Source organism: Exiguobacterium sp. s83 (assembly GCF_018617095.1).
Classification (GTDB): Bacteria; Bacillota; Bacilli; order Exiguobacteriales; family Exiguobacteriaceae; genus Exiguobacterium; species Exiguobacterium profundum.
In genome coordinates this window covers 1,330,007-1,352,564 of the sequence record NZ_JACSJP010000001.1, presented here as the reverse complement: position 1 = coordinate 1,352,564, position 22,558 = coordinate 1,330,007, and the positions used below count along the sequence as shown (strand labels likewise).

The following is a 22,558-nucleotide window of genomic DNA, read 5'->3' as shown; positions in this document are numbered from 1 at the left end:
AGGGGGACAAAACAGATGAGGGAAGCAGTCATCGTAGCCGGCGCACGGACGCCGGTCGGAAAAGCAAAACGCGGTTCGTTCCGTAACGTACGTTCGGACGAGCTCGCGGGATATGCCATCAAGGCAACGCTTGAGCGTTCAGGATATAAAGGCCCGATTGATGACGTCATCATGGGTTGTGCGATGCCAGAAGCGGAGCAAGGGATGAACATCGCTCGCTATGCGGCGGTCCGGGGGGGACTGTCGCACGAAGTTCCAGCGATCACCATCAACCGCTACTGCTCGTCAGGTCTTCAAGCCATCGCGGATGCGGCGGCGAAAATCATGATCGGTCAAGCGACGGCCATCATCGCCGGCGGTATGGAGTCGATGAGCCAAGTGCCGATGGGTGGTCACGTCATCCGTCCAAACCCACACATCATGGAGACGGCACCAGAGTACTACATGAGCATGGGACATACGGCAGAACGTGTCGCAGCTGAATACAACATCTCGCGCGAAGACCAAGATGCATTTGCTATCAACAGTCACCAAAAGGCGGCGGCAGCCATCGCAGGTGGCAAGTTCCAGGAAGAAATCGTTCCTGTGACGGTCATCGAGCACGTACTCGGTGAAGACGGGAAAGTCGCGGAAGTGGAGAAAGTCGTCAAGCATGACGAAGGTGTCCGTGCCGATTCAACAATCGAAGCGCTCGGTAAACTTCGCCCGGCTTTCAAAATCAAAGGATCGGTCACGGCGGGTAACGCTTCACAAGTATCCGACGGAGCAGCAGCAGTTCTCGTCATGGACCGTGAAGAAGCAGAACGCCAAGGATTGCAACCGATGGCCAAGTTCCTCTCGTTCGCGGTCGGCGGTGTCCGTCCGGAAGTGATGGGAATCGGACCAGTCGTCGCCATTCCGAAAGCACTCGAGATGGCTGGCGTGAAGTTAGAAGAAGTCGGATTGTTCGAGTTGAACGAAGCGTTCGCGAGCCAGTCACTCGGTGTCATCCGTGAACTCGGCATCGATCCATCGAAAGTGAACGTGAACGGCGGCGCTATCGCCCTCGGTCACCCACTCGGATGTACGGGAGCAAAACTTTCAGTCTCGATCTTGCACGAAATGAAACGACGTAATGAGAAGTATGGGGTTGTCACGATGTGTATCGGCGGCGGAATGGGCGCGGCTGGTGTCTTCGAATTACTATAAGGGGGAATCGGATATGGAACGTACAGAACATGAATTGATTAAAGGCGGTAGCTTTGTCATTGACGCACTCGACGCAGAGCGTCTCTTCACACCAGAGGATTTCTCAGATGAGCATAAGATGATTGGGGACACGACGGCAGGATTCGTCGATGACCGCGTCATGCCAGTCCTCGAGCGTATCGAGAAACACGAGTTCGACCTCTCTGTCGAATTGTTGAAAGAAGCGGGCGAGCTCGGTCTTCTCGGAGCAGACGTTCCAGAAGAGTACGGCGGTTACCAACTCGATAAAATCTCATCTTCGATCATCACGGAGCGCTTCGCGAAAGCACGTTCGTTCGCGCTCAGCTACGGCGCACACGTCGGGATCGGGACGCTTCCAATCGTCTTCTTCGGATCAGAAGAGCAAAAACACAAGTATTTGCCAAAACTCGCGACAGGTGAATGGATCGCGGCTTACGCCCTCACGGAGCCAGGCTCAGGTTCTGACGCCCTCGGTGCGAAAACGACAGCTGTCTTGAACGAGGCGGGCACGCACTACGTCTTGAACGGTGAGAAACAATGGATCACAAACGCCGGCTTCGCGAACGTGTTCGTCGTATACGCAAAAATCGATGGCGACAAGTTCAGTGCCTTCATCGTCGAGCGTGACTTCAAAGGAGTCTCAACAGGCGCAGAAGAACAGAAGATGGGAATCAAGGGCTCGTCGACACGTACGCTCATCCTTGAAGACGTCGAAGTACCAGTCGACAACCTTCTCGGTGAAATCGGAAAAGGTCACGTCATCGCCTTCAACATCTTGAACGTCGGTCGTTACAAACTCGCAGTCGGAGCAGTCGGTTCTTCAAAACGTGCATTCGACCTCTCGGTTCAATACGCGAACGAGCGTAAACAGTTCAAGACACCGATCAGCCAATTCCCACTCATCCAAGAGAAATTGGCGACGATGGCAGCGAACATCTATGCGATGGAAAGTTCAGTCTATCGTACAGGTGGTTTGTTCCAGGACAGCTTGGACGCACTCGGTGATGAGAACATGCGCGACGGATCAAAAGTCGCACAAGCAATCGCAGAATATGCGATCGAATGCTCACTCAACAAAGTATTCGCTTCTGAAACGTTCGACTACGTTGTCGACGAAGCGGTCCAGATTCACGGTGGATACGGATTCATGGCAGAATATGAAGTCGAGAACCTCTATCGTGACTCGCGAATCAACCGCATCTTCGAAGGAACGAACGAGATCAACCGTTTGATCGTCCCAGGTACGCTCCTCAAGAAAGCGATGAAAGGTGAATTGCCGCTCCTCGCAGAAGCGCAAAAACTTCAAAAAGAGCTCATGAGCTACATGCCACAAGAATTGGACGGCTCACCACTCGCTCGCGAGAAGATGCTCCTTTCGAACATGAAGAAGATCAACTTGATGGTCGCGGGTACAGCTGTCCAGAAGTATCAACAAGACCTTCAAAACGAACAAGAAATCTTGGCGAAGATCGCAGACATGATCAGTGCCATCTATGCGCTTGAAGCAGCCATCGCTCGTACAGACAAAGCGATTGCCCGTTCAGGCGAAGAGAAGAACACGCTCAAAGTCCGCTACACAGAAATCTTTGCGGAGCAAGTGTTCAAGCAAGTCGAACTCATGGCGAAAGAAGTGTTGTACGCAGCGGCGTCTGGTGACGAGCAACGTATGCTTCTCTCGGCAATGAAGAAGTTCAGCCGCTATCAACCGATTAATGTGATCGGCACGAAGCGCGAAGTCGCAGCGAGCCTCATCAAAGCGAACAAGTTTATCGTCTAATCAAATGGACAGAAAGGGTGGACCGGACGCGGTCGACCCTTTCTTTTTTTGAGCTCTGCCACGTACAATAGAGACGAGGGGGAGAGACGATGACAAAACGAGATGTATTACTCGACCGGATGGAACGCATTGGACGGTCCGTTGCCGAAAAGGACGGGACGCTCATGCTGCTCGCATTGGGTTCGATTGGACAAGAGACGGAGCGGTTGGATGAGTATTCGGACCTCGATTTCTTTTTGATTGTCGAAGATGGGCAGAAGGCGCGCTTTATCGACCGACTCGACTGGCTCGAGGTCGAACCGCTTCACTATCAGTTCCAAAACACGAAGGACGGGCATAAAATCATGTATCAAGATGGCATTTATGGTGAGTTCGCCGTCTTTGAACTGCATGAACTGGCGACCATCGCCTATACGCCAGGACGTGTCGTCTGGCGACGGGACGAGGCGCTCGAAGTATTTGCGACACCACGCCTCGAAATCACACGTGAATCAGCGGATTATTATTATGAAGAGGCGTTGACGAACCTATATGTCGGCTTACTTCGGGAACGTCGGGGCGAGATGCTCGCCGGATTCGAACTCGTCCAAGTCGCGGCCGTTCAAAACGTCTTGAAGGCGCTCGGCGGACAAGGAGATCCGTTCAATCCGACACGCCGGGTCGAGTCAAGACAGCCGGAGATGATTCCCTTCTTGTCAGATGGGGTAAAAGGATACGGCAGGTCAATCGAGGCGGCAGCGGCAATCTTACGGTTGATTGAAGCGAGGCACGAAGTGAACCCGACGATGAAGCGAGAGATTGAACGGTTGCTTGAGACGTGAATTGATTTCTCGGAATATGCTACATTGAGAATAGAGGTGATGAACAGATGGTGACACTCTACGGCTATCCACCATGCAGTACATGTAAAAAAGCAGAAAAATGGTTGAAGGAGCAAGGCATCGCGTATACATACGCTCATATCGTTGAATCGACACCGACGAAAGCGGAACTCGCCGAACTGTGGAAACAATCAGGTCTACCACTCAAGAAGTTCTTCAATACGAGCGGGCAAGTCTATCGGAACGAAGGCATCAAGGACAAGCTGCCAAATCTATCAGAAGACGAACAACTTGAGCTATTAGCGAGCAATGGTATGCTTTTGAAGCGACCAATCGTCACAAATGGTGAAAAAACGACCATCGGATTTTCAGAAAAGTCCTTTACGGACGTTTGGGGCTAAGTGCTATAATACAGATGTGAGTCTAATTTATTTGAGGGGGAAGTTAGGATGAGCAAAGTACCAGCAAATTTACGTTATTCAAAAGAACATGAGTGGGTAGAAGTAAACGGAACGAAAGCCCGCATCGGCATCACGGATTTCGCACAAAGCGAACTAGGGGATATCGTGTTTGTCGAACTCCCAGAAGTCGATGGTACGATTTTGCTCGACGAGCCATTCGGTTCAGTCGAATCAGTGAAGACGGTCTCTGAGTTGTATGCACCAGTATCAGGTCGCATCACAGCAGTGAACGAGGACCTCGCGGATTCTCCAGAACTCGTCAACGAGTCACCGTTTGAAAACGCATGGATGATCGAAGTCGAGTTGACGGAAGAGTCAGACCTCGACAAGCTCATGTCTGCAGAAGAATACGAAGCGATGATTCAAGGATAATCAAAACCGGCCTCTCCAATGGAGAAGCCGGCTTTTTTTTACTCGAAATCGAGTCGGTAATGATCGGATTTGACGAGAGTCGCCCGTTCAAACACGCGATAGAAGAAGATTCCGAGTGCGACGGGAATCAGACCGAACAAGACGATGACGAGCAGGACGTTGAAGAGAGCGAATCCACCCGGCATGAGATGAAGGGCGTTCACTGGACCGATGAGTCCTGACACCCCGAACCCGGCGCTGATTGGCGTTCCCTCAATTTTTAGGATTCCAGCGAGCGCACCGAGAATCGCCGCATTTGCCAAAATGGGAAGCATCATGATGGGGCGTCGGACAAAGTTCGCCATCTGAATCTTCGGAGAACCGAGGAAATGGGCAATCGATGTGCCGGTCGCGTTCGCCTGCCATCCGGCGATCGCGAGACCGAATCCGGCTGCAACGACTCCGAGGTTCGCCGCACCCGCCGCGACACCGGACAGGCTGATGGCCGTCGCAATCCCGACGGTCGAGATCGGCGAAACGATGATGAGCGAGAACGCCATGGCGATCAGGATCCCCATGAGGACCGGTTGCAGGTCAGTCATGGTCATGATGAGTAGACCGATATACGTCGTGATTTGGGAAATGTACGTCAACAAGAAGGTACCGATGCCTCCTGCGACGACAATGATGGTCATCGGCATAACAATGACCGTATACGTCTTCAAGTGGGGAGCGAGCTTCATGACTAGAAGTGTAGCGATTGCAGCGGTCACACCGGCTGTGATCACATCCCCGATGCCCGCCATCACGAACGCACCTTCGTCGATTCGAACGGCACCGCTACCGACATACGTTGCAATCGCGATCGTCCCGGCTTCGAGAATCGATCGTCCGAACTGCATGGCGACCGCTAGCCCGATAATGGCTGGCAGAAGCCGCATCGCAATCGTCGTCGCATCCAATATGAATTGAAGAGACGGAAAATACGGAAGTATGGCTTTCGTTAATTCACCGAGTAGTGCGCTCGGGATGAGGGCGATCAGAATCGCCATGCTGAGACCGTTTAAGACGTTCATCGTGAACTGTTTCATCGTACCTGTTGTTGGTTCCGTCATCATTCATTCACCTGTCCTTCTTCTTTGCTGTTATGTACAAAAGCGATAAAGTTAGAACCCATATTATTCCTCTCACCAGAAAGAGTCAAGAGAATCATTGAAAAATTCTGAAATTTCATCAAAGCACGATTTTTGAATGGGAATCCATCGCCCCTTATAATGACAAGAGAGGTGAGAAGAATGATTACAGACGGATTCTTATATATATACGCCCCGATGTGTGGTACATGCGCTGTGGCGGAAAAAATGTTGACGGTCGTCGAAGCGGTCGACCCTGAAATTAAAATCGAAAAGCGAGATGCGAACTATATCCCAAAAGAGCTAGAAGCCTACCAAGTGATGAGCGTACCCGCCCTGTTGAAGCTTGAAAATGGCGAGGTTCAAGATCGATTGTACGCGTTTCAAAATGTGCAACATGTCCTCTCTTTCGTGAAGTGAGAGAGGAACATTAGAATAATCTGAAAATTTTAAATAATCAGTTGACACAGAAAGTTCACGAATGGTATATTCATTACAACATCTTACTTGAACACAAAATAGGACGCGATATTCCCGATATCAAGACGTTTTGGCGAAGCCGCTGCTACCTTTATACGAATACACGTCAGTCTTCCCTTCGATTGTCCCCCAAAAAAATCAAGCGAAGACAGACGTTCCGTATAATCGCACGGTCCAAGCTAAGATCGAGTGATGATTGGTGAATCTCCCCCATATAAGGATGTAAATCTTGAACGGGCAAAAGATTTTCATCTATGGGCTGTCCTTCCGTGACTCAAGGTGCTACGTTCTGTGTCGTCCTCGGACGGCACCTTTTTTTAATTTTTTTGAAAAAAGGATTTGACAGCAGAAAAAGCTGTCGCTATGATAAAGCTAATCGAATACACAACACTCTTATCAAGAGAGGCTGAGGGACTGGCCCTATGACGCCCAGCAACCGCGGAGCAATCCGAAATGGTGCTAATTCCAGCAAGGTGAGAAACCTTGACAGATGAGAGCAATCGTTGTCCGTACGATAAAGTGCGCACGTTTGCTCAAACGTGCGCGCTTTTTTTGTTGTCAGGAGGGAAAGGTATTGATTCAATTACGAAACGTCGCCAAATGGTTCGATACGAAGAATGGTCGTGTCCAGGCGGTCGATGATGTGTCACTAACAATTGATCGCGGTGAAATTTTTGGAATAATCGGATATTCGGGGGCGGGGAAGTCGACGCTCATCCGATTGCTCAACCGTCTCGAGTCTCCGTCAAGCGGTGAAATCGAGGTCGCCGGGAGTGAGCTCACGAAGCTCAGCCCGAAAGAACTACGGGGAGTTCGCAAGAACGTCTCGATGGTCTTCCAGCACTTTAATCTTCTGTGGTCGCGCACGGTCGCAGAAAACATCAGTTTCCCACTCGAACTGATTGGGGTTCCGGCAAGTGAACGGAAACGACGCGTCCAGGAACTCGTCGAACTCGTAGGCTTGGCTGGTCGCGAGGATAGCTATCCATCGCAACTGTCGGGCGGTCAAAAACAGCGAGTCGGGATCGCCCGCGCGCTCGCTACCAATCCTGAGGTTCTCCTCTGTGACGAAGCGACAAGCGCGCTCGACCCGAAGACGACGGATTCGATTCTCGAACTGCTCGTCAGCATCAATAAAAAGCTCGGATTGACGATCGTCCTCATCACGCATGAGATGCACGTCATCCAAAAGATTTGTCACCGTGTCGCCGTGATGGAGGCCGGAAAAGTCGTCGAGACGGGTCAAGTTTCGGACGTGTTCCAACATCCGGAGCAACCGATTACGAAAGAATTCGTCAAGCAAATCGGGGCGGTCGACGATCTGTCGCTCACGTTCGAACACCTTAAAGAACGGTATCCGAGCGGTCAAATCGTCAAATTGAAATTCTTGAACGAGACGGCAGAACAACCGATTTTGTCTGACGTCCTCAAGACGCATGATATCGGATTCAACATCATCGGCGGGAACGTGACCCAGTCACAAGTCGGTGCGCTCGGTACGCTATTCATCCAACTGATTGGGGAAGCAAGTGAAATCGAACGTGCCATCACGTCGATTCGTTCGCAATCCGTAGAAGTGGAGGTGGAAAGCGATGTTTCCTAACGTAGATTGGCAAATTATGATGGAGCAGACTTGGGAGACGTTATACATGACGCTCGTCGCAGGTGTGGCGACGTTTGTGATCGGACTCGCTTTAGGTTTGATTCTCTATATTACAAACGAATCACTTTTATTGAAGAATCGTCCGATTTACGTCTTCGTCAGCGCGATCGTCAACGTGTTCCGTTCGATTCCGTTCATCATCTTAATTATCTTACTCATCCCGTTCACGTTGTTCCTACTCGGGACGATGCTCGGTTCGACGGCGGCGCTTCCGGCGCTCATCATCGGAGCGGCACCGTTCTACGCTCGGATGGTCGAACTTGCGCTTCGTGAAGTCGACCGTGGGGTCATCGAGGCGGCCGAATCGATGGGGGCGACGAAATGGCAAATCATCTATAAAGTCTTGATTCCGGAAGCTCTTCCGGCAATCGTGTCGGGACTCACGGTGACCATCGTAGCCATCGTCGGTTATACGGCAATGGCGGGGGTCGTCGGTGGCGGCGGACTCGGGAACTTGGCTTTCTTGGAAGGGTTCCAACGCTCACAAAACGACGTCACGTTCGTCGCGACGGTGCTCATCTTGATCATCGTTTTCGTCATCCAGTTCATCGGTGACCGACTCGTCACAAAAATTGATAAACGTTCAGCATAATCACACATATACCATTTGGAGGGATTCATTATGAAAACTTGGAAAACAGTACTCGGATTGACAGCTTTATCAGCATTCACAGTTCTCGCGGCTTGCGGCGGGGAAGAGGCGGAAACAGGTTCTGGCGATGGCAAAACATTGATCGTCGGTGCGTCAAACGTACCGCACGCTGAGATTTTAGAGCACGTACAAGAAGAATATGAAGCAAAAGGTTACAAACTCGAAATCAAGAAGTTCCAAGACTACGTGCTACCGAACAAGACGCTCGCGAGCGGTGAGCTCGATGCGAACTACTTCCAACACGAGCCTTACCTTGAGTCACAAATGGCTGAGAACAAAGACTACAAATTCGCATCAGCAGGTGGCGTGCACATCGAGCCGATCGGTGTCTACTCACAAAAATACAAATCGCTTGACGAGCTTCCTGAAGGAGCGGAAATCATCATGAGCTCATCGGTCGCTGACCACGGACGAATCCTTACGATGCTCCAGTCAGAAGGTCTCATCACGCTTGCGGAAGGCAAAACGGTCGATGCGACAGTCGCTGACATCGTCGACAACCCGAAAGACTTGAAATTCAAGACGGACGTGGAAGCAGCACTTCTTCCAACGGCTTACAACAATGGAGAAGGTGATGCGGTCCTCATCAACACGAACTATGCGATCGATGCAGGTCTCAACCCACTCGAAGATGCGATTGCACTCGAAGGGGAAGATTCACCATACGTCAACTTGATCGTCACGCGTGAAGGGGACGAAGAAGACGAGCGCGTCAAGGCACTCCTCGAAGTATTGACGTCTGAAGAGACACAACAGTGGATCTTGGACGAATACAAAGGTGCGGTCGTACCGGTCAAACAATAAGTCATTTCGACTCAGGAGACTTCCTCCTGGGTCTTTTTTTGTCTAGTGTTCTTTCATAAAGAGAAGTACACTACATATATGAAAGAAAAGGGGGGATTTGGATGAAGCTCAGACAGATTCATCCACTGACGTGGGGCGTCCTGTTCGGGACGTTTTTTGCACGACTGGCGACGTTTTTTGTCATGCCATTTTTTGCGATCTATCTAGCTACGCTCGGCTTTTCAGCGAGTGTGATCGGAACGATCTTTGCCGTGACGGCACTTTCAGGTCTGTTCATGAGCTTCTTTGGGGGGACACTCTCTGATCGGTATGGACGAAAACAGCTCATGTTGATTGGGATCGTGCTGAATGCCGTCACGTTCGCTGGTCTCGCACTTGCGACGGAACTGTTTTGGTTTTACATGCTATCGATGTTGATGGGGATGTCGCGATCATTCCTAGAACCGGCTTCGCGTGCACTCATCAGTGACACGACACAGGCGGACCAACGGGTCATCGTCTATAACGTCCGTTACTTCATGATCAATATCGCCGCGGCCATCGGGCCACTCTTGGCTGTCGTTTTATCACTCACCGGTGTGAAGACCGCGTTCTTCGTCGTGACGGCTGTCTACATATTATACGGAATCATTATCTCGACCTTGTTTTACAAATATCCGTTTGAAGAAGGGGATGGGGTCAAGGCACGCCCACGCTTGACGGAGACGTTTCGTGTCCTACGAGACGACCGGACATTCCGTGCAGTCATCATCGGGATGATTTTCGCGATTATCGGTTACAGTCAGTTCAATTCGACGCTTCCTCAATTCATTGCGCTACGCGACGGATTAGAAGACGGTTCGAGATTGTTCGCTTACTTATTGACGACAAACGCCATCACGGTTCTCATCGTCCAATATCCGATCATGCGTTTCGGGATTCGTGTCTCTCCGATCAAGTCACTCTTCTTCGGGATTTCGACGTTGTCATTCGGACTTTTGCTCATCGGATTTGCGACGGTCGAATGGGTACTCTTTGTCGCGATGGCCATCTTTACCGTCGGTGAGGTGTTGATGTTCACGATGACGGACGTCTTGACAGATGAACTCGCGCCGGAACATTTACGGGGGACGTATTTCGGGGCGATGGGATTGACGTCACTCGGACAGACAATCGGACCGATTATCGGGGGTGTATTACTCGATACATTCGGTCAGTCATCGCTTCCTGTATTCGGAAGTTTGGCGCTCTTGACGGGGTGCGGTGCCTTTTTCTTCGCGGCTGCCGTACGAGAGCGGAAAGCAGTCCTCGCACTCGTCGAAGAAAATGCCGGATAATGTCTTGATTTCCTACTATTAGCATTCTCAACTTTTATCATTCTATTGAGAATGAATTCTAAGGTGAGTCGCTTGAAATAAAAAAATGACTAGTCTAAGATTAGAATATATCTAATCTACGCCATTCACTATGGCGAGAAAATACGGAAGGGGTATCCGAATGTCTAACGTACCACAAATGAAAATTGATGACCTCCGCGTCTCAATCGAAGGAAAAGAGATTGTCAAAGGTCTTAACCTAGAAATTAAAGGTGGCGAAATTCATGCCATCATGGGTCCTAACGGGACTGGTAAATCAACACTCGCATCAGCACTCATGGGTCATCCACTTTATGAGGTCACTGGGGGAAGCGTCGAATTAAACGGCGAAGATGTCCTCGAGATGGAAGTCGACGAGCGCGCACAAGCAGGGATGTTCCTTGCGATGCAGTACCCGGCTGAAATCAGTGGTGTCACAAACGCGGACTTCTTGCGTTCGGCAATCAACTCACGTCGTGAAGAAGGTCAAGAAATCTCGCTCATGAAGTTCATCCGTGAACTCGATGCGAAGATGGAGCTTCTCGAAATCCCTTCAGAAATGGCACACCGTTATTTAAACGAAGGATTCTCAGGCGGTGAGAAGAAGCGTAACGAAATTCTTCAAATGATGATGATTCAACCGAACATCGCCATCTTGGATGAAATCGACTCAGGTCTTGATATCGATGCCCTTAAAGTCGTTGCCAAAGGCGTAAACGAAATGCGTTCAGAAGAGTTCGGCTGCTTGATCATCACGCACTACCAACGTCTCCTCAACTATATTGAGCCAGACTTCGTACACATCATGATGGACGGGAAAATCGTCATGTCTGGTGGTAAAGAGCTCGCACAGCGACTCGAGGCAGAAGGTTACGACTGGGTGAAGCAAGAACTCGGAATGACAGTAGACACAGAAGCGTAAGGAGGCTGTACGATGACCGTACAATTTGAATTGGATGCACAAGCGTTGTCGGCACGTGCAGAAGCGCTCGGCGGACCAGCATGGATGGTCAACCGTCGTAAAGAGGCAGCAGAACTTGCGCCGACACTTGCTTTGCCAAAAGTTGAAAAAATTAAGATTGATAAGTGGGACTTCACAGCGGGAGATGTCGAGCTCGAACAAAAAGACGGCTTGACAGCGGACATCGAATCACTCCTCGGAGACCACCGGACAAACGTGCTCGTTGAACGCAACGGTCATGTCGTCTATAACGAATTGTCGATGCCTGAAGGCGTTTTGTTCATGGGAATCAAAGAAGCGATGGAGCAACATCCTGAGCTCGTTGAGAAATACTTCATGACTGAAGGCGTACGTATCGATGAAGAACGTCTTTCGGCGTTGAATGCTGCCCTCACAAACGGTGGTGCATTCATCTACGTACCGAAAAACACGCAATTGAAAGATCCGCTCCAAGCGATCTTCACGATGGAACAGGCGAACGGTGCCCTCTATCACCACACGATCCTCGTCGCTGACGAAGGTAGTGAAGTGACATACATCGAAAACTTCCTTTCTGGCACGAATGAACCGCACACGGTCAACGTCGTGACGGAAGTATTCGCTGGAGAGAACGCGAAAGTCGTCTTCGGTGGTGTCGATCAGCTCGCTGAATCAGCACTTACGTTCATGAACCGTCGCGGTGTCGTCTATGCGAACGGTCGCCTCGATTGGGCGCTCGGTCACATGAACGACGGGAACTCGGTCGTCGAGACGAAGACTCACCTCGTCGGCGACAACACGTATTCAGATACAAAAGCTGTGACAATCGGTCGCGGTGCACAGAAACAAAACTTCAACATTCGTACCGACCACTTCGGGAAAGCATCTGAAGGGTTCATCTTGATTCACGGTGTCCAAAAAGACGCAGCCACTGCAATCTTCAGCGGGACATCGATGATTCACCACGGTGCGTCAAAATCGAACGGTGTACAAACAGAGCGCGTCTTGATGCTCTCTGAAAAAGCACGTGGGGATGCCAACCCGATTCTTCTTATCGATGAAGATGACGTTATGGCAGGTCACGCAGCGTCTGTCGGTCGTGTCGATGATGTTCAATTGTACTACTTGATGAGCCGTGGTTTGTCTCGCCAAGAGGCAGAGCGTTTAATCATCCACGGATTCTTGACGCCTGTCGTCGAAGAACTCGCAATCGATTCGGTCAAAGACCGTCTCCGCGAAGTCATCGAAGGGAAAGTACGTTAAGATGTTGAACGCCTCGATTCGTGAACAGTTTCCGATTTTAGATCAGGAAATCAATGGACACCCGCTCGTTTATCTTGATAGCGCAGCGAGCTCACAAAAGCCGCTCGCTGTCATCGAGGCGATCGAGGACTATTATCGTCGCAACCATTCGAACGTGCATCGTGGCGTCCATACGCTCGGGACGCAAGCGACGGATGCGTATGAAGGGGCACGCGAACGCGTCCGCTCATTCATCCATGCGGCGGTTCCTGAAGAAATCATTTTCACTCGTGGAACGACGACGGCCATCAACTTGGTCGCATCGAGCTACGGAGATGCGAATGTCGGTGAAGGCGACGAGATCGTCCTCACTCCGATGGAACATCATGCGAACTTAATCCCATGGCAACAACTCGCCAAGCGAAAAGGCGCGACACTTCGTTACGTCGAGCTCACGCCGGACGGACGTGTCACACTCGATGCCGTTCAAGCGGTGTTATCAGACCGGACGAAAATCGTCGCGATGAGCCACGTCTCGAACGTACTCGGGACGATTAACCCGATTGCCGAAGTCGCTCGACTCGCGCATGAGTTGGGTGCCGTCATGGTCGTCGATGCCGCGCAAAGTGCACCGCACCGAAAACTTGACGTCCAAGCACTCGACTGTGACTTCCTCGCCTTTTCTGGACATAAGATGCTCGGACCGACTGGGATCGGTGTCTTATATGGGAAGAAGCAACTCCTGAAAAACATGGAGCCGGTCGAGTTCGGTGGCGAGATGATTGACTATGTCGATTTATATGAATCGACGTGGAAAGACATCCCGTACCGTTTCGAAGCGGGAACACCAATTATCGCCGGAGCGGTCGGACTTGCGGCAGCCATCGATTTCTTAGAAGAAATCGGTCTTGAAAACGTCGAAGCACACGAACGTGAACTCGCGTCTTACGCAATCGAGCAGATGAAAACGATTGAAGGGATCGAGATTTACGGTCCTGAAGATCGCGTCGGTCTCGTCACGTTCAACTTGAAGGACGTTCATGCTCACGACCTCGCGACTGTGCTCGATATGCAAGGTATCGCGGTTCGTGCCGGTCATCACTGTGCACAACCACTCATGCGTCTTTTGAAGCAATCATCGACGGCACGGGCGAGCTTCTATTTGTATAACACAAAAGAAGAAGTCGACCGCTTCATCGAGGGATTACGTCAAACGAAGGAGTATTTCAATTATGAGTTTTAATAATCTCGACATGTTGTACCGCCAGGTCATCATGGATCACTATAAAAACCCGAGAAACCGTGGCGTCATCGAAGATGGCGTGACGGTGGACTTGAACAACCCGACGTGTGGGGATTCGCTTCGTCTTCAACTACAGGTCGAAGACGACATCGTCAAAGATGCGAAGTTTGAAGGGGAAGGCTGCTCAATCAGTCTCGCCTCGGCATCGATGATGACCCAAATCGTCAAAGGAAAAACAGTAGAAGAGGCGCTTCAACTCGCCAACATCTTCTCTGAAATGGTTCAAGGAAAAGAGTACGACACGGATACGTTTGACCTCGGTGATATCGAGGCGCTCTCAGGCGTATCGAAATTCCCGGCTCGAATCAAGTGTGCCACGCTCGCGTGGAAGGCGCTTGAAAAAGGAGTAGACGAGGACGCGTAAGGAGAAGGAGGAGACCGATATGGCAAAGAACATGCCGGAAATTGGCGATTATAAATACGGCTTCCATGATCGGGACGTTTCGATTTTCCGTTCAGGCCGTGGCTTGACGACAGAAATCGTAGAGACGATCTCGCGCATGAAAGAAGAGCCACAATGGATGCTCGACTTCCGTTTGAAGTCGTTGGATCACTTCAACAAGATGGCGATGCCGACATGGGGCGGAGACCTCTCGGCACTTGATTTCGACGAAATCACGTACTATGTCAAACCATCTGAAAAGACAGAACGCTCATGGGACGAGGTACCAGAAGAAATCAAACGTACGTTTGACAAGCTCGGTATCCCAGAAGCAGAGCAAAAATACTTGGCAGGTGTCTCGGCTCAGTATGAGTCTGAGGTTGTCTACCATAGCATGCAAGAAGACTTCGAAGCGAAAGGTGTCATCTTCAAAGATACAGACACAGCCCTCAAAGAAGACGAAGAGATCTTCAAAGAGTACTTCGGGAAGTTGATTCCGCCGACGGACAACAAGTTTGCGGCCCTCAACTCAGCAGTTTGGTCGGGTGGCTCGTTCATCTACGTACCAAAAGGCGTGAAACTCGAGCAACCGCTCCAAGCCTATTTCCGCATCAACTCGGAAAACATGGGTCAGTTCGAGCGTACGCTCATCATCGTCGACGAAGGCGCATCGGTTCATTACGTCGAAGGATGTACGGCACCGGTCTACACAACGAACTCGCTTCACTCAGCGGTCGTTGAGATCTTCGTCAACAAAGATGCATATTGCCGTTACACGACGATCCAAAACTGGGCGAACAACGTCTACAACTTGGTAACGAAACGTGCAGTCTGTGAAGCGGGTGGATCAATGGAGTGGATCGATGGAAACATCGGATCGAAACTCACAATGAAATACCCAGCTGTCATCTTGAAAGGGGAAGGCGCACGTGGGATGACACTCTCAATCGCCCTCGCTGGTAAAGGACAGCACCAAGACGCTGGCGCTAAAATGATTCACCTCGCACCAAACACGTCGTCGTCTATCGTCTCGAAATCGATTTCGAAACAAGGCGGAAAAGTATCGTATCGTGGAATCGTCCACTTTGGCCGTAAGGCGAAGGGCGCGCGCTCGAACATCGAGTGTGACACGCTCATCATGGACAACGAGTCGACGTCAGATACAATCCCGTACAACGAAATCTTGAACGACCAAGTGTCACTCGAGCACGAAGCGAAAGTCTCAAAAGTGTCAGAAGAGCAACTCTTCTACCTCATGAGCCGTGGAATCTCGGAAGAAGAAGCGACAGAAATGATCGTAATGGGCTTCATCGAGCCATTCACAAAAGAATTACCAATGGAATATGCGGTCGAAATGAACCGTCTCATCAAGTTCGAGATGGAAGGTTCGATTGGATAATCGTGACTTCAAAACCAGCGGAGCTTTGCTTCGCTGGTTTTTTGTATAATGAAATAAGGAGGCGATAACGTGACCCATCGATTTTTATTAGAGGGCCGAGACATATATTCATTTATGAATCCCATGCTTGTTATTTGCCCGAGTTGCGGGAGACAGGCTGATGTGTGGGAGAGGAATGATGAGGTACGCCTAAGCTGTCTTCATTGCGGTCATTTGCAAACAAAGGAGAGCGGTTCGAAATACGTCGGAGAAGCTGTCGATGTTTATTTTGGATTGCCGCTATTTTTACAAACAGGATGTTCTGGTCATGTGTTATGGGCTTACAACCGTGAACACCTCAACTATATTAAGGATTATATTGACGCGAAGATTCGGACGAGCGAGGGAACGAACCGTAGTCTCGAAAGTCGATTACCCGCTTGGATGAAAAGCAAGCAGAACCGTAAAGACGTGTTACGAACGATTGAAAAATTAGAACTTATGATAGGAGGTTCAACAGCTTGAATCGACGAGAAGAACTTCAATACATAGAGAGACAACAATTGACATCGGTGATGAACGAGACAAAATGGAAGCGTCTCAATCGAGCTGTCTCTGAAGAGTTGACTTATGCGCCGCCATATCAAATAAAATACTTAGGGGAGGATACGTTGTTTCCTAACGACTCGTTGTCCGAGTATGAAATATTGTGGGGAGAGTGGGATGAAATCTGGCTGGAGTCCCCTTTACGGTCCATCGAATGGATTCGTTTGCGACCAAACGTACTGCTCTATAAGGGAGTGATTCTTGACCCAGATGTTTGTGATCTGTCCACTGAACTCATTTCGATTTTGGAAAGAGAAAAAATTCCGTTCATCTTGGAAAGTGAGACAATTCAGATTTTCGGTTATGTCCGGAATACCGGAATCTTTGAATCGAAATAAGATATATAACGGAATCACGTATTTTTCATGCAGCTTTTGTCGTTAAAGATGGAAGAGTCGGGTATGCTAAAAAAGAGAATGAATCATAGAAAGGAAGGTTTTACATGACACGTATTCCGCATAAAGATGATATTGACCCGAAAGATATCACTCGCATCGCCGTCATCGGTGCCGGTTGGGTCGGGGTCAGTTTTGCTTACCAATTATCCACGGCTGCGCTTTGCGAGGAGCTCGTCCTGATCGACTCGAATCATGCCAAGGCAGAAGGAGAGGCGATGGACCTCAATCATGGGATCTCATTCGCTCCGACACCGGTCCGGATTTGGGCAGGCGACTACTCGGATTGTAAAGACGCAGATATCGTCGTCATCACGGCAGGAGCCGCACAAAAACTTGGGCAGACACGGATGGACCTCGTCGAGCAAAACGCCAAGGTCGTCCGCACCGTGACCGAAGACTTGATGAAGAGCGGGTTCGACGGCATTTTAGTCGTCGCGACGAACCCGGTCGATGTGATGGCACACGTCGCCTGGAAAGCATCGGGTTTACCAAAAGAACGCGTCATTGGTTCAGGGACGGTCCTCGATACAGCACGACTCCGTTACAAACTTGGAGACTATTTCGAACTATCGCCACGAAACTGCCACGCCTACTATATGGGTGAACATGGGGATACGGGCTTTGTCGCATGGAACAACGCACGCATCTATGGGAAGAGTATCGATGAACTATTGGCGGAGAACGAGAAATATCAGTTCGAAGACTTAGAAGCGATCTATGCGGACGTACGCGACGCTGCTTACCAGATCATCGAGCATAAGAACGCCGCCTATTATGCGATTGGGGTAGGCTTGCTTCGCATCATCCGGGCCATCGTCCGAAATGAAAACTCCGTCGTGACGATTGGCGCTCACCTAGACGGCGAGTACGGGGCGAGTGACGTGCATATTGGCGTACCGGCCTTGATTGACCGAAGCGGCATTCGTAAGATCATCGAGATTGAATTGACGAACGAAGAACAACAGAAGTTTGACGCCTCGGTACAAACTATCAAAGCAGGGATTGAGAAAGTCGAGCCCGCATCCTAAAAAAAGATCCGACTGCTTAGGCAGTCGGATTGTTGGTTAAGACGCCTCTTCTTCGGCGATATCTTTCTTGTAATACTTCTCGGATGTGAAGAACTCGGTTGTCAATCGTTTCACTTCACCACTTAGAAGCAAGACGGCAATCATATTCGGGATGAGGATCATCGCTAGCATCAAGTCTAGGAAGTTCCAAATCATCTGAGCGCCTCCAATCGAACCGATGACAATCGAGACGATATAAACGGCCTTCATGATTTTTCCTGCCGTCAAACCGAATAAGTACTCGGCTTGTCGCGAGCCGTAAAAGATGATGACGATAATGGTCGAGAGGACGAAGAAGATGAGTGAGATGGTGACGAGTAAGCTTCCCGTGTAACCGAAGTATTCATTGAAAGCAATCGTCGTCAACGCTGCTGGGTCATCCATCGCTCCGTCTGCCGTCCAGACACCTGAAGACAAGACGACGAATGCGGTCGTGCTACAAATGATGAGCGTATCGATGACGATCCCGATGACGGCCCAGAACCCTTGGCGCACCGGATGGTCCGTCTGTGCCGCGGCGTGGGCAATCGGTGCCGTTCCAAGACCGGCTTCATTTGAATAGAGTCCACGGGCGAAGCCCCAACGAATCGTCTCAGCAACGGCGGCACCGGCAAACCCACCGAACGCGGCCATCGGCTCGAATGCATACGAGAAGATGAGACTGAGAACGTTTGGAATCTCAGAGAAGTTCATCAAGACGATGACGAGTCCGGCTCCGACATAGACGAGTGCCATGCCAGGGACGACGATCTCGGTGACTTTCGCGATGCGCTTCAGTCCACCAAAGACTATGATGCCCACAAGAATAGCGACGACAATCCCCGTGATGAGCGTGTTCCCATTGAACGTCTCACGGACTGCCGAGCTGACAGCGTTTCCTTGTACCATGATACTCGGAATGAGTTCGATCATGAGGGCGAAGGCGAACCACGTCGCGAGCCACTTCCAACGAAGTCCTTTTGATATGTAGTAGACCGGTCCCCCGACAAATTCGCCGGCATCATTCTTCTCACGATAGTGCACGGCCAGTACGCTCTCTGAGAACTTGATGGCCATGCCGATGATAGCGATGACCCACATCCAGAAGATGGCACCCGGTCCCCCGAACATAATCGCTGCAGGTACACCGATGATGTTCGCGGCCCCGACTGTTGAAGAGAGGGCTGACGTCAACGCTTGTCTCGGACTGATGTCGCCTTCACCTTTCGGCTTTTTGAAAATGCTGCCGAATGTTTGCTTGAATATGTAGATGGGGTAACGAAACTGAAAGAAACCGAGCTTGATAGTGAGGAAGATACCGGACAAGACGAGTAACGAGATGATCGGTACGCCCCAAAGCCAGTCGGAAACGTTCGTGACAAGAGTAATAAATTCATTCATATAACCACTCCAATTCCATTATTTTACTTAAATACTGTTTCCTAAAGTAAGGGCCTCTAAACATCTTTGACAAAATAAAGGAGGAAAATAGAATGAGAGTTGCTAAACGTTTGATTGTATCTGGACGCGTCCAAGGTGTCGGATTTCGATATTTTTCACAGGAGACCGCGCAACGATTCGGCATCAAAGGATGGGTGCGCAATCTAAGTGACGGGACAGTCGAACTTCATGTCGAAGGAACGGCGAATGAGGTAGATGCTTTCCAGCAGGCGTTGAAAGATGGCAATCGCTTTGTCGGTGTCGAACGAATCGAAGAGACGGAAGCGAACGATCAGGAATTTCGCTCGTTCGACATACGCTATTAACCGCTTACATCTCCCTGCATATGAAAGGGAGATTTTTTTGTGAAATCTACATTTCAAAAAATTAAACCTCGAATTTTGGAGATAGGGTGGTCAAACGATAGGAAGTGTGTATAATGAAATAGACCAAGCGATATATTGTCAGAAAATTTAGTTATTATTTTTTTGTTAAGTCGTTCGGAATATCAAGTGTATGGAGGTAGTTGTATGAAAAAATCGACATTGTTCCCGTTAGCGTTTACGATTTTTGCTTTATTCTTTGGGGCCGGGAACTTACTGTTCCCACCAGAGCTCGGCGCCTTGGCGGGGGAAAACCTCGTACCGGCGATGATCGGGTTCGTCATTACGGGTGTCGGTTTACCGCTTCTTGCTTTGTTCGCAGTCGCTCGGGTCGGCGGTGGGACAGACCAAATTGCTCGTTATATTCCAAAGCGTCTCGCGCTTATCTTGACAGGATTGATGTATGTAGCCATCGGACCATTCTTCGGAATTCCGCGTACGGCTGCCGTCACGTATGAAATGGGACTCGTCCCGTTTCTCGATGCTCCCTCTACTTTGACACTCGCGATGAGTTCGACCGTCTTTTTCGGGTTGACGTTCTTCTTGACGCTTCGTGCTCAAAAGTTGATTGAAGTCATCGGGCGCATCATCACACCAATCCTCTTGTTCTTGCTTGTAGCGATTGGAATCACAAACCTCATCTCGCCTCTCGGGGAACCGGGAGCTCCAGCGGAAGGATTTGAGACATGGGTGGGTGCACTCGGCCAAGGTTTCCAACAAGGCTATTTGACAATGGATGTATTCGGGGCCCTCGTCTTTGGGGCAATTGTCCTCGTCACGTTGAAAGCTAATGGATTGAGTGACCAAAAAGAAGCGTCTTCGCTTCTTCGCTCTGCAGGCATGGTGGCCGTTACCTGTTTGATGCTCGTCTATATCTCGCTCGCTTCAATCGGTGCGAATATGACAGTCGCAGAAGGAACGACGAGTGGCGCAAGCCTTCTCCAAGCGTTCGCAGGTACGTCTTACGGACAAGTCGGAATGCTCGCACTCGGATTAGCGGTCTTCCTCGCTTGTTTGACGACAGCAGTTGGCCTCATCTCAGAGTTCTCACGCTTCATCAGCAACCAGTTTGATTCTCTCAAATATCATCATGTCGTCATCGCGACAACGTTGTTTGGATTCATGATCTCACTCGTCGGTTTGAGTTCGTTGATTCAAATCGCCGTGCCGCTTCTCACGCTCCTCTATCCGGTCATGATCGCACTCGTGCTCGTATCGGTGACGGAACGTCTTCAACGAAACCCTGGTGTGGCGATGAAAGCGACAATTTATACGGCGCTCGTTCTCTCGTTCTTTGAAACGTGGAACGGCATCCAGCCTTCTGCGGTTACTTCTTGGATTGGAAACTTACCAATGGCGGATATCGGACTTGCCTGGGCAGTTCCGACGATGATCGTCTATGCGATCACGCTTCTTCTTCCGAAGGGAACGTCACAAGAATCACTCGCTCAATCACGCATCTCATAAGTCTCGCCCATCCTTTGGTCAAGGATGGGTTTTTTCTGTCTTAATTGTTTGCCTGGATGTGAACTCAAACAGTAAAATGGAAAGATGAAAAGGGAGTGACATGCGTTGACGACAAAACAAAAAAATCAATTGGCGATTCTCATGTTGAACATGTTTATCGCCGTCGCCGGGTTTGGGATTATCATCCCGATTATTCCGGATTACTTAAAGATGATTGGCGAGGGAGGGACAGCCGCCGGACTCATGATTTCCGTATTTGCGGGTGCCCAGCTCGTCATGTCACCGATTGCCGGGAAATGGGCAGACGTCTACGGGCGCCGACTCATGATCATTCTCGGTCTGATTGGATTCACCATCTCGATGGGAGTCTTCTATCTATCAGATAATTTGACGATTCTTCTCATCTCTCGTGCCATCGGGGGTGTTGGTGCAGCGCTTTTGATTCCTGCCATCTTCGCTTATGTGGCAGATATCACGACACTCGAGCAACGAGCTCGAGGGAACAGTTATATTTCCGCGGCAATGTCGCTTGGAATTGTGGTCGGACCAGGGATTGGGGGCTTTTTTGCTGAATTCGGCTTGAAGACACCGTTGCTCGTTTCAGCGATTGTATCGTTCGTCGCTGTCATTTCGTCTGTACTCCTTCTTAAGGAGCCGGACCGTGCTCCGTACGTGGCACCAAAAATAAAAGAATCTTTACCGACACAGCTGGTCATGTCGACGCGAAAACCATACTTCTTCGTATTGGTCATCAACCTCGTCATGGCGTTTGGTCTGATGGCGTATGAATCGGTACTCGGACTCTATGTCAGCGAGATGTTCAGTGCGACACCACAGGAAATTGCCATCATGGTAACCGGAACAGGGATTGTGAGTGTTATCGTTCAATTGTTTGCGGTGGACCGTCTCGTCGAATGGTTGGGTGAGACCAAGGTCGTACTTGCTTTCATCGCGCTCGCCTCATTCGGCTTCTTGTTATCTTTGTTCGCTGGTACGTATATGCTCTTCTTCGCAGTGACACTCGTGATTTTCTTATCGACATCTATTTTACGACCGGTGTTGAACACGCTCGTGTCGAAACTTGCAGGAAACGAGCAAGGTCTTGCCATGGGGATGAACAACGCTTATATGAGTATTGGGAATATTTTAGGGCCGACATTGGCGGGAATCGCCTTTGATATTGATATGCGCTATCCGTTCATGATGGGACTCGTCCTATTGCTCGTCACATACATGGGCACATGGAACTGGTCGAAACGGAAAGCGGCCGCCATTTCAGAATCGTAAA

At 50.0% G+C, this 22,558-nt stretch carries 23 protein-coding genes and 1 riboswitch; of the genes, 21 read left to right on the top strand and 2 right to left on the bottom strand.

Going from position 1 to position 22,558, the window contains the following annotated elements; genetic code table 11:
• Positions 1-15: 15 nt before the first annotated feature.
• The 5 genes from KNO73_RS06975 (at position 16) to gcvH (ending at position 4,640) form a co-directional block, all read left to right on the top strand.
• Positions 16-1,188 (top strand): acetyl-CoA C-acetyltransferase, encoded by a 1,173-nt coding sequence (locus KNO73_RS06975; RefSeq protein WP_012726865.1) that lies wholly within the window; start codon positions 16-18, stop codon positions 1,186-1,188.
• Positions 1,189-1,201: 13 nt separating this feature from the next.
• Positions 1,202-2,986, top strand: coding sequence for an acyl-CoA dehydrogenase family protein (locus KNO73_RS06970; RefSeq protein WP_214683894.1), 1,785 nt, complete (start codon positions 1,202-1,204; stop codon positions 2,984-2,986).
• Positions 2,987-3,075: 89 nt separating this feature from the next.
• Complete coding sequence (locus KNO73_RS06965) at positions 3,076-3,807, top strand: hypothetical protein (RefSeq protein WP_214683896.1); 732 nt, start codon at positions 3,076-3,078, stop codon at positions 3,805-3,807.
• Positions 3,808-3,854: 47 nt separating this feature from the next.
• A complete protein-coding gene (locus tag KNO73_RS06960) occupies positions 3,855-4,208 on the top strand; it encodes an arsenate reductase family protein (protein WP_214683897.1) in 354 nt (117 codons plus the stop codon).
• 48 nt (positions 4,209-4,256) lie between these two features.
• Positions 4,257-4,640 (top strand): glycine cleavage system protein GcvH, encoded by a 384-nt coding sequence (gene gcvH, locus KNO73_RS06955; RefSeq protein WP_012726861.1) that lies wholly within the window; start codon positions 4,257-4,259, stop codon positions 4,638-4,640.
• A gap of 38 nt (positions 4,641-4,678) precedes the next feature.
• Here gcvH and KNO73_RS06950 read toward each other — a convergent pair whose 3' ends face one another.
• Positions 4,679-5,734 carry a PTS sugar transporter subunit IIC gene (locus KNO73_RS06950; protein WP_251024865.1) on the bottom strand — a complete coding sequence of 352 codons (1,056 nt, stop codon included), beginning with the start codon at positions 5,732-5,734 and terminating at the stop codon, positions 4,679-4,681.
• Between the two features lie 180 nt (positions 5,735-5,914).
• On the opposite strand from KNO73_RS06950, the gene KNO73_RS06945 reads away from it, so the two are divergent.
• The 13 genes from KNO73_RS06945 (at position 5,915) to KNO73_RS06885 (ending at position 17,962) form a co-directional block, all read left to right on the top strand.
• Positions 5,915-6,172, top strand: a complete 258-nt coding sequence (locus tag KNO73_RS06945) for a thioredoxin family protein (RefSeq protein WP_078147274.1) — start codon at positions 5,915-5,917, stop codon at positions 6,170-6,172.
• A 450-nt stretch (positions 6,173-6,622) separates the two neighbouring features.
• A riboswitch (SAM riboswitch) is annotated at positions 6,623-6,729 on the top strand.
• Positions 6,730-6,806: 77 nt separating this feature from the next.
• Positions 6,807-7,835 (top strand): methionine ABC transporter ATP-binding protein, encoded by a 1,029-nt coding sequence (locus KNO73_RS06940; protein WP_012726858.1) that lies wholly within the window; start codon positions 6,807-6,809, stop codon positions 7,833-7,835.
• Positions 7,825-8,487, top strand: coding sequence for a methionine ABC transporter permease (locus KNO73_RS06935; protein ID WP_012726857.1), 663 nt, complete (start codon positions 7,825-7,827; stop codon positions 8,485-8,487). Before KNO73_RS06940 ends, KNO73_RS06935 begins: the two co-directional genes overlap by 11 nt.
• A 30-nt stretch (positions 8,488-8,517) precedes the next feature.
• Complete coding sequence (locus KNO73_RS06930; RefSeq protein ID WP_214757537.1) at positions 8,518-9,351, top strand: MetQ/NlpA family ABC transporter substrate-binding protein; 834 nt, start codon at positions 8,518-8,520, stop codon at positions 9,349-9,351.
• Positions 9,352-9,452: 101 nt separating this feature from the next.
• A complete protein-coding gene (locus tag KNO73_RS06925) occupies positions 9,453-10,667 on the top strand; it encodes an MDR family MFS transporter (RefSeq protein WP_214683900.1) in 1,215 nt (404 codons plus the stop codon).
• Positions 10,668-10,845: 178 nt separating this feature from the next.
• A complete protein-coding gene (gene sufC / locus KNO73_RS06920) occupies positions 10,846-11,607 on the top strand; it encodes a Fe-S cluster assembly ATPase SufC (protein WP_143180266.1) in 762 nt (253 codons plus the stop codon).
• A gap of 12 nt (positions 11,608-11,619) precedes the next feature.
• A complete protein-coding gene (gene sufD / locus KNO73_RS06915) occupies positions 11,620-12,888 on the top strand; it encodes a Fe-S cluster assembly protein SufD (protein ID WP_214816149.1) in 1,269 nt (422 codons plus the stop codon).
• A gap of 1 nt (position 12,889) precedes the next feature.
• Positions 12,890-14,110 carry a cysteine desulfurase gene (locus tag KNO73_RS06910; RefSeq protein ID WP_159562600.1) on the top strand — a complete coding sequence of 407 codons (1,221 nt, stop codon included), beginning with the start codon at positions 12,890-12,892 and terminating at the stop codon, positions 14,108-14,110.
• Positions 14,100-14,534, top strand: a complete 435-nt coding sequence (gene sufU / locus KNO73_RS06905) for a Fe-S cluster assembly sulfur transfer protein SufU (protein ID WP_026825487.1) — start codon at positions 14,100-14,102, stop codon at positions 14,532-14,534. Before KNO73_RS06910 ends, sufU begins: the two co-directional genes overlap by 11 nt.
• A gap of 19 nt (positions 14,535-14,553) precedes the next feature.
• Positions 14,554-15,951, top strand: coding sequence for a Fe-S cluster assembly protein SufB (sufB, locus tag KNO73_RS06900; protein ID WP_047795116.1), 1,398 nt, complete (start codon positions 14,554-14,556; stop codon positions 15,949-15,951).
• Positions 15,952-16,164: 213 nt separating this feature from the next.
• Entirely contained in the window at positions 16,165-16,455 is a 291-nt protein-coding gene (locus KNO73_RS06895; RefSeq protein ID WP_078147270.1) for a hypothetical protein, read from the top strand.
• Positions 16,452-16,874 carry a DUF6678 family protein gene (locus KNO73_RS06890; RefSeq protein WP_251024864.1) on the top strand — a complete coding sequence of 141 codons (423 nt, stop codon included), beginning with the start codon at positions 16,452-16,454 and terminating at the stop codon, positions 16,872-16,874. Before KNO73_RS06895 ends, KNO73_RS06890 begins: the two co-directional genes overlap by 4 nt.
• 104 nt (positions 16,875-16,978) lie before the next feature.
• Positions 16,979-17,962, top strand: coding sequence for an L-lactate dehydrogenase (locus tag KNO73_RS06885; RefSeq protein WP_214683903.1), 984 nt, complete (start codon positions 16,979-16,981; stop codon positions 17,960-17,962).
• A 36-nt stretch (positions 17,963-17,998) separates the two neighbouring features.
• Here the strand turns inward: KNO73_RS06885 and KNO73_RS06880 are convergent, their stop codons facing one another.
• Positions 17,999-19,381: an alanine/glycine:cation symporter family protein gene (locus tag KNO73_RS06880; protein WP_159562598.1), complete on the bottom strand. Its 1,383-nt coding sequence runs from the start codon at positions 19,379-19,381 to the stop codon at positions 17,999-18,001.
• A 92-nt stretch (positions 19,382-19,473) separates the two neighbouring features.
• Here KNO73_RS06880 and KNO73_RS06875 point away from each other — a divergent pair, with 92 nt between their 5' ends.
• From KNO73_RS06875 to KNO73_RS06865, 3 genes are all read left to right on the top strand, one after another.
• Positions 19,474-19,746 (top strand): acylphosphatase, encoded by a 273-nt coding sequence (locus KNO73_RS06875; protein ID WP_214683906.1) that lies wholly within the window; start codon positions 19,474-19,476, stop codon positions 19,744-19,746.
• Between the two features lie 204 nt (positions 19,747-19,950).
• Positions 19,951-21,270, top strand: coding sequence for a branched-chain amino acid transport system II carrier protein (brnQ, locus tag KNO73_RS06870; protein WP_214683908.1), 1,320 nt, complete (start codon positions 19,951-19,953; stop codon positions 21,268-21,270).
• Between the two features lie 105 nt (positions 21,271-21,375).
• Positions 21,376-22,557, top strand: a complete 1,182-nt coding sequence (locus KNO73_RS06865; RefSeq protein ID WP_078147265.1) for an MFS transporter — start codon at positions 21,376-21,378, stop codon at positions 22,555-22,557.
• Position 22,558 lies beyond the last annotated feature (1 nt).

Excerpts from the sequence above, each read along its gene's own strand:
- KNO73_RS06975 (WP_012726865.1), top strand. The coding sequence starts at position 16 with ATGAGGGAAGCAGTCATCGTAGCCGGCGCACGGACGCCGGTCGGAAAA.
- KNO73_RS06885 (WP_214683903.1), top strand. The coding sequence starts at position 16,979 with ATGACACGTATTCCGCATAAAGATGATATTGACCCGAAAGATATCACT.
- KNO73_RS06935 (WP_012726857.1), top strand. The coding sequence starts at position 7,825 with ATGTTTCCTAACGTAGATTGGCAAATTATGATGGAGCAGACTTGGGAG.
- KNO73_RS06960 (WP_214683897.1), top strand. The coding sequence starts at position 3,855 with ATGGTGACACTCTACGGCTATCCACCATGCAGTACATGTAAAAAAGCA.
- KNO73_RS06925 (WP_214683900.1), top strand. The coding sequence starts at position 9,453 with ATGAAGCTCAGACAGATTCATCCACTGACGTGGGGCGTCCTGTTCGGG.
- sufD (WP_214816149.1), top strand. The coding sequence starts at position 11,620 with ATGACCGTACAATTTGAATTGGATGCACAAGCGTTGTCGGCACGTGCA.
- KNO73_RS06930 (WP_214757537.1), top strand. The coding sequence starts at position 8,518 with ATGAAAACTTGGAAAACAGTACTCGGATTGACAGCTTTATCAGCATTC.
- KNO73_RS06950 (WP_251024865.1), bottom strand. The coding sequence starts at position 5,734 with ATGACGGAACCAACAACAGGTACGATGAAACAGTTCACGATGAACGTC.
- KNO73_RS06880 (WP_159562598.1), bottom strand. The coding sequence starts at position 19,381 with ATGAATGAATTTATTACTCTTGTCACGAACGTTTCCGACTGGCTTTGG.
- KNO73_RS06910 (WP_159562600.1), top strand. The coding sequence starts at position 12,890 with ATGTTGAACGCCTCGATTCGTGAACAGTTTCCGATTTTAGATCAGGAA.
- sufU (WP_026825487.1), top strand. The coding sequence starts at position 14,100 with ATGAGTTTTAATAATCTCGACATGTTGTACCGCCAGGTCATCATGGAT.
- KNO73_RS06945 (WP_078147274.1), top strand. The coding sequence starts at position 5,915 with ATGATTACAGACGGATTCTTATATATATACGCCCCGATGTGTGGTACA.
- brnQ (WP_214683908.1), top strand. The coding sequence starts at position 19,951 with ATGAAAAAATCGACATTGTTCCCGTTAGCGTTTACGATTTTTGCTTTA.
- KNO73_RS06970 (WP_214683894.1), top strand. The coding sequence starts at position 1,202 with ATGGAACGTACAGAACATGAATTGATTAAAGGCGGTAGCTTTGTCATT.
- gcvH (WP_012726861.1), top strand. The coding sequence starts at position 4,257 with ATGAGCAAAGTACCAGCAAATTTACGTTATTCAAAAGAACATGAGTGG.
- KNO73_RS06965 (WP_214683896.1), top strand. The coding sequence starts at position 3,076 with ATGACAAAACGAGATGTATTACTCGACCGGATGGAACGCATTGGACGG.
- KNO73_RS06875 (WP_214683906.1), top strand. The coding sequence starts at position 19,474 with ATGAGAGTTGCTAAACGTTTGATTGTATCTGGACGCGTCCAAGGTGTC.
- sufC (WP_143180266.1), top strand. The coding sequence starts at position 10,846 with ATGAAAATTGATGACCTCCGCGTCTCAATCGAAGGAAAAGAGATTGTC.
- sufB (WP_047795116.1), top strand. The coding sequence starts at position 14,554 with ATGGCAAAGAACATGCCGGAAATTGGCGATTATAAATACGGCTTCCAT.